The sequence below is a fragment of the Nioella aestuarii genome (assembly GCF_050896395.1).
GTDB lineage: Bacteria > Pseudomonadota > Alphaproteobacteria > Rhodobacterales > Rhodobacteraceae > Nioella > Nioella aestuarii.
On sequence record NZ_JBPBBA010000074.1, the window covers coordinates 1 to 6,149 of the forward strand.

A 6,149-nucleotide genomic window follows, 5' to 3' on the forward strand; every position below is an offset into this window, starting at 1 on the left:
CCCCGCCCAATCCTGAGAGGCAATGGCGCGGAACGCCTCGGCGCATCCCGGAACCAGATCGCCAATCGGTCCTTTGGAGGCTCTGGCGGCTCCGGCACCGGTGGCACGGGTGGCTCCGGCTCCGGCGGGACCAAAGGGTCTGGCTCGGGTGGCACGGGTGGCTCTGGCTCCGGTGGGACCGGCGCCAGCGGAACGGCGAGCACCGCTACCGCTGCCGCTTCTGCTTTGCCTGCCTTCAGCTATCACGAAGAGGATGAGCAATTCACCGAGGATGATGTGATGGCGCTCATGAACCAGGATGTGGATGAGCAGGAATTCCAAAACCATGACGACGACGACATGGATGCAACCAGCGAATTCTTCATCTAGCACGAGCGGCTAACAACACATGGCGAGCGGCGGACCGATGGGTGCGCCGCTCGCTTTTTGAATGATCCATTTGCGCGGCGCAAAGCTCTTGCCGATCGGAGCCGTCGGAACGTAACCGGGTGGGGCCTTTGCCCTTACATCACTGCGTAGTCCAGATCGTCTTCTGGGGTCAGGAACATCGCATGTTTCACGCTCTCGGTTGAGCTGCTGTCAAGCATCAACGCTTCCATCAGAAGCTCTCCGCTATTCGGGTCTGCGTCACCGGAATGCTCAAAGGACTCTGCTATATATTCCCGTTGCAGCCAGGTTTCGAACTGCCAGCCGATGGACCCGCTGCTTCCTATCACCCTTGGATCATGGGCGGCATATTCCAGGAATGCATCGCGCGCGTCCTCTCGCTCATCTGGCGAAAGATTCGCGGCGAGGTCTCGGCTTTCATACCCGACATAGCTTGAAACAGTCACATCCTCCCCATACCCCTCGATGGCGGCAATCGCGTATTCGGCGGTGTGCAGATGGTCGGAATGTTCCGAGCCGGAATGGGCGCTGTCGTGGTCCTGGGTGTGGACATGCTCGGGCTGATACATCTCCATCAATCCGCTCAGCACTCCCAACAAGGCCTCATGGGTGTAGGTGGTCTGCCCATCCACTGTTTCGATGCTGTCAATCGAGCCATTCCACAGCTGTTCAAGGCTGGAATTCCCATATTGGTCAGAGCCACCACCATTGCCGAACCCATCCGGCAATCGCATGAAGAACAGGCGAATGTCGGGTTCGCTGGCGAGATAGGAAGAGGCGATATCGTAGTCGGTGCCATCGACAGAGACTGTGACTGTTTCATCCACCCAATCATCCGCCCCAGCCATCTGCGCATATGCGGCTTTCGACCCCATTTCGCGTCCGGCCCAGTACTCTTCGCCCATTCCGGCGTCCCCGGCGGTGAGATAGACGGTGCTGACCGGTGCGTTTCCGTCGATCAGGGTGTCGATTGTCGGGTTCATGAACAGCAGGTCATCATCCTGATGGGCAACGAACACCATATCCCCGGACGGGGCCGATATAGAGGTCGGATCAGAGTCAATCGGTCCCGTGCTCGGGTCTTCCGTTGGATCGGATTGCGGCACAACAACAAGGCCAGGGTCGATGATGGCAGTGCCGTCCCCCCCCAGCACAGGGTCGCCAGACCAGCTATATTCAGACGCTATATATTCCCGCTGAACCCATTCTTCATAGGCTTCCAGCAGGCTTCCGTCGGACCCCAAGACCATTGGATCAAAGGTTGAATAGATTTGGAACGTGTCGCGAACGAGGGCTACTTCTTCTGGGGTCAGGTTTTCTTCCAGGCCCCAGCTCGCATAGCCGACATAGCTGGTTACGTTCAGTCCCTCCGCGTAGGATTCGACTGCAGCTGTGGCGAATTCCGCTGCGAACAGGTGATCGGAATGCTCTATTTCGGCATGTTCGCTGGTGTGATCCTGCAAATGGATATTGTCGGGATCATGCCGCGCAATCAGCGTCGAGAGCAAATTCGTCAACTCGTCCCTGGTATAGGTCGCGCTGCCATCTACGGCAGTGATCGTGTCGATCCCGCCAGTCCATAGCTGTTCCAGGCTTTCGAAATTATTGGCTTCGGCGCCGACACCGTCACCAAACCCGTCGGGCAGGCGCAGGAAGTAAAGGCGTATATCGGGTTGGCTTTCCAGATAGGCGCTGTTTACGTCAAACTGACTGCCCTGAACAGAAAGTGACACGGTTTCGCTCACCCAGTCATCCGCGCCAGCCATATTGGCGTAAGCGGCGAGTTCGCCGGCCTCGCGTGCAGACCAGTAATCTTCGCCCCGTCCTGCATTTCCGGCGGTAAGATAGACAACCGTCATCGGATTATCGCCATCAATCAGGGAATCGATTGTCGGGTTCATGAACAAAAGGTCATCATCCTGATGCGCGACGAACACCATGTCACCCGCGCCGCTGGCGGGATCGGTCGGGCCTGTTGGGTCCGTCGGATCGGTTGGATCTGTGGGATCAATCGGATCGGTAGGGTCGGTCGGATCAACCGGCGTGACGGGATCAGAGATTGTCCCATCCTGGGTAACGGTCAGGGCCCCGATCTCTCCGATCAGCGGCGTGTCCTCTGGCCAGTTAGACTCCCCGATCAGGAAATTGGCTCGTTCCACATCGGCAGGCACGACGCCCTGACCCTCAGCCAAAAGCGTGCCGTCGCGTTCGATCCACATCCTGCCATCGGTGTCGATCCCGGCACTCCAGTTGGACGTCACGCCTTGCTCGATCGCACCTTCCGCGACCGTGCTGTAGACATTTCCATCCTGCCAAAGTTGCAGCATGATTGCATTGGTGTTCTCAACTTGAGTCAGCAGGATGTTGTTCGAAGCCGGCCCGTCACCGATATCAAATACGCGTTGCCAGTACCCGCCCATGATATCATCGAACCGGGCCGTGACGTCGATCTGGAAGGCTCCGTTGATCTGAACGTCGGTTGTCGTCGGATCTTCAGGAGCCGGGTCAACCGGGTCTACAGGATCAACCGGATCGACGGGGTCGACAGGATCAACCGGATCAACGGGGTCGACAGGATCACCCGGCGTCGGGCCGTCTCCGCTATGCGATACCGTGAGGTCGAGAACCACCCCATCCAGCGCGTCAGTGCCCGTGGAATCCGATGCGCCTATGGTCGGCACCGCGCCAGGCAGGCCGGTCGGAACCGCACCTTGCGCCTCGACAAGTCTTGCGCCGTCCTGATCTAACCAGATCGTGCCATCCGCATCGACACCAACGGACCAGAGCGACCATTCCCCCTCTGTCACAGCATCCTGCGCGGTGACGCTATAGGTGGTCCCGTCTTGGACAACCTCAAAACGCATATCGTTCGTGTTCGCCACCTGAAACAGTCGCGCACTGTCCCCGTTGGTCGCACCGCTATAGTTAAACACGGTCTGGGAAGTCCCCCCCAACAGATCATCAAACCGCACGATGGTATCTACCTGAAATGCCCCCTCAATCGGTCCGGGATCGTTCAGTCGCCCGCCATCCTGAACCTCGCCCTCATTGACGATGTCGATGCCAAGAACAGCGCCATTCAGCGGTGTGTCCTCTGCCCAGTTTGACTGACCGAGGAGTTCGTTCAAACGCGGGATGTTTTCTGGCACCACGGCTTGTGTCTCGGCCAGTCGGACATTGTCCTTGTCGATCCACATAAGCCCGTCGGCATCGATCCCCACGGACCATGTCGCCGCTTCGCCCTCGATGATCGAATTCGGTGCCGTCACCCGATATGCCGTATCGCCCTGGTAAAGGACGAATGTCATGTCGTTGGTGTTTTCGTATTGAGATAAAAGAATATTGTTGGAGTTCGGGCCGTCGCCAATGTCAAAAACCCGCTGCCAGTAGCCCGAAGCCAGATCGTCGAAGCGGACAACGACCTGGAGCTCGAATGCACCTGTGATGTCTTCAATGTCGTCGTAGGGAATCACCGGATCCAATGGGGGCATATCGCATCCTCTGTCTGGAGGAGCTGGGCGCCAGGGAACGACCACGCCGACTGCACGAGCGTCGCATCGCCATTCTCAAGACCAAAACACCCCGCCCCCCGTCTAATAAGGCATCTTCAATGGGGCACTATTGAAAGGATTGATATCGTTACAGAAACATACGGTAACACAGGTTAACGTTGGGTGAGGCCAATTTTGGGCACATTCTGGAAACAAACTGCTGCTTGTTTGGAAACACAAAGGCGCGGTCCACTGGGTGCCTGTGAAGAGCTCGCGTTGCACAGGAACGGTTGGATCAAACCTTCTTCACACTGGCCGACGGGGCAGGGATCATCGGGTCGGGTGCAGTGAAAACAGGTATAGAAAGAAGCATTGAACAGCCGGGGCGAAGGGCCGGGTCCATAACATCTTGAAGGCGCGGAGGCTCAACTCAACAGCGTGTCATAGCTGCATCGTACGATTGTGACGGAGGGGGGTATGGTAGGCCCGGCAGGACTTGAACCCGCAACCAAAGCGTTATGAGCGCTCTGCTCTAACCAATTGAGCTACAGGCCCGCCGAGGCGATGGAATATCAGGATGGAATGTGGGGTCAAGCCCGTTGCGAGGGCCCGTGGGGCCCCCGCTTGTGGATGCATTGTCTCAGGCGGCTTCCGCAGAGCCGAGAAGGGCCTTGATGGCTGCGGGAACCTGCCGTGCGCTCATCGCGCGGGGGTAGGGCAGTTCAGCCATTTCCGGCACGTCCCCGTAGAGCGCTTCGAACTCTGCGAAGTTGTCGAAGGATCTGCGCGACACGTTGTCGATGAACGTCTCGGCCGGGGCCCCGTTGGCGAGGATGACTTCGTGCTCCTCGGTCTCAATGTGGTAGACCTTATAGCGCTCACCCATCTCCTCCAGTGGCACGAAGGTGATGGTCTTCCCGTTAACCAACGCACCGGCATGGCAGATCACGCCGTCCACCAACATTCCATGATCGGCGGTGACCGTCAGATCAGCATAAGGCAGACCATTGCCAAGCGATCCGGCGGCGAAGCGTACCGGCTTCAGACGTTCCGCAGGCTGGAACAGGGTCGCAACGGTTTGTTCGCCGATCCATTTGATGGGAACTCTGCGCCCTTCGGCACTCAGAACCGTATCTCCGATAGCAAGTTTTTCGACCGCGACTGCCCCGTTAGGCGTATCGATTTCCGTGCCTTCCGCAAAACAATAAGCGAAGCTACCGGTGTTGGTTACCGATACCGTTTGGTTGGCAAGGCTAGGGTCGTTGGACAGCAGATAGTAGATGCCGAAGCCGCCAAAGTCTAAAATCGGGTCACCGTTAAAGAACCCGATCAAGGGGTTTGAAAAACCAGCCCAAGATATGATTCCGCCAATAGCCGTGACACCGTCAATCGCGCCATCGGCTTCAATCAGGTCACCCAGACCGTTGTCGATGCGCGATCCTAGAGTTACAGAACCTGGCGGTGGACCCGAAAGAACATAGTAATACAGGTAACTTTCGCTGGCCATTTTGTCCTCCTGGCACTATCGATCGGGTAGGGGAAATCAAGAACTTTTCGAATTCAGCGCGTGCTATTCACGGCAAGAGCCGCAACGGACCAGTTGTGTCAAAATCCGCTTGCGCCGTTTCCTTTGGTTCCTTTCTTAGCCCTCCAACAATCCTAAACATTGAAACAACCGGGCAGCCCCGAATTCAACCTACCAATTAACACTACGCAGGCTCTTTTGGTCAGTCCATAACAAAATAAACGCAGTGCTCAGGTTTCGTGAAAATTGGTCTGGGAAAATACGTTTGGAAGTATGAGCGTGCACTTGACCGAATGGTTTGGTCTTGCCTGGATCTGGCGAGCAGCTAATAATTAGACAAAAATAATATTTTTTCATAGTTGCCTTTGGCGACTATTGTCATAGGGCGATAATATCATGAAAATTGATCTTATATCTGCAACTCGCGAAAGTTTCTCAGATTTCGTCGGTCAACGCTTCGATGTGCAAACCGAATCAAATTCTCTCAGCCTGCTTCTAGATAATGTGAAGATTTTTCAAGGCTCGACGGTTCGTGATAATCACATTGAGATAGACGGCGTTTTCTACCCGCCCCGAAAAGCCTTTGCCCTGACATGGGAAGGACCGCGCGAGCCGATATTGGCCTCAGGAATCTACAGTGTCACGCATCCGGAAACCGGCAAGTTGGAGCTGGCTGGCCTGATCTGACTGGTCCTCTTTGATTGTTAGTGCATTGTTGGCGTGGTTTCCATCGTGACTATGGTTTC

Annotated in this window: 4 protein-coding genes and 1 tRNA gene; 2 read left to right on the forward strand and 3 right to left on the reverse strand. The window is 56.3% G+C overall.

Annotated features, from left to right (window positions below; all coding sequences use genetic code 11):
* Positions 1-369: hypothetical protein (locus ACROHD_RS20625; protein ID WP_432680329.1), on the forward strand; the 369-nt coding region annotated here is incomplete at its 5' end.
* A gap of 134 nt (positions 370-503) precedes the next feature.
* Here the strand turns inward: ACROHD_RS20625 and ACROHD_RS20630 are convergent.
* The 3 genes from ACROHD_RS20630 to ACROHD_RS20640 all read right to left on the reverse strand — a co-directional run bounded on the left by ACROHD_RS20630 (position 504) and on the right by ACROHD_RS20640 (position 5,385).
* Entirely contained in the window at positions 504-3,878 is a 3,375-nt protein-coding gene (locus ACROHD_RS20630; protein ID WP_432680330.1) for a PIG-L family deacetylase, read from the reverse strand.
* A 478-nt stretch (positions 3,879-4,356) separates the two neighbouring features.
* Positions 4,357-4,433, reverse strand: a tRNA-Ile gene (locus ACROHD_RS20635).
* 85 nt (positions 4,434-4,518) lie between these two features.
* Positions 4,519-5,385: a Hint domain-containing protein gene (locus ACROHD_RS20640; protein WP_432680331.1), complete on the reverse strand. Its 867-nt coding sequence runs from the start codon at positions 5,383-5,385 to the stop codon at positions 4,519-4,521.
* Positions 5,386-5,799: 414 nt separating this feature from the next.
* Between ACROHD_RS20640 and ACROHD_RS20645 the strand changes: the two genes are divergently transcribed.
* Complete coding sequence (locus ACROHD_RS20645; RefSeq protein WP_432680332.1) at positions 5,800-6,090, forward strand: DUF6916 family protein; 291 nt, start codon at positions 5,800-5,802, stop codon at positions 6,088-6,090.
* The last annotated feature ends 59 nt before the right edge of the window (positions 6,091-6,149 follow it).

Bases quoted from the DNA above. Each gene is read 5' to 3' on its own strand.
- ACROHD_RS20630 (WP_432680330.1), bottom strand. From the start codon at position 3,878: ATGCCCCCATTGGATCCGGTGATTCCCTACGACGACATTGAAGACATC.
- ACROHD_RS20640 (WP_432680331.1), bottom strand. From the start codon at position 5,385: ATGGCCAGCGAAAGTTACCTGTATTACTATGTTCTTTCGGGTCCACCG.
- ACROHD_RS20645 (WP_432680332.1), top strand. From the start codon at position 5,800: ATGAAAATTGATCTTATATCTGCAACTCGCGAAAGTTTCTCAGATTTC.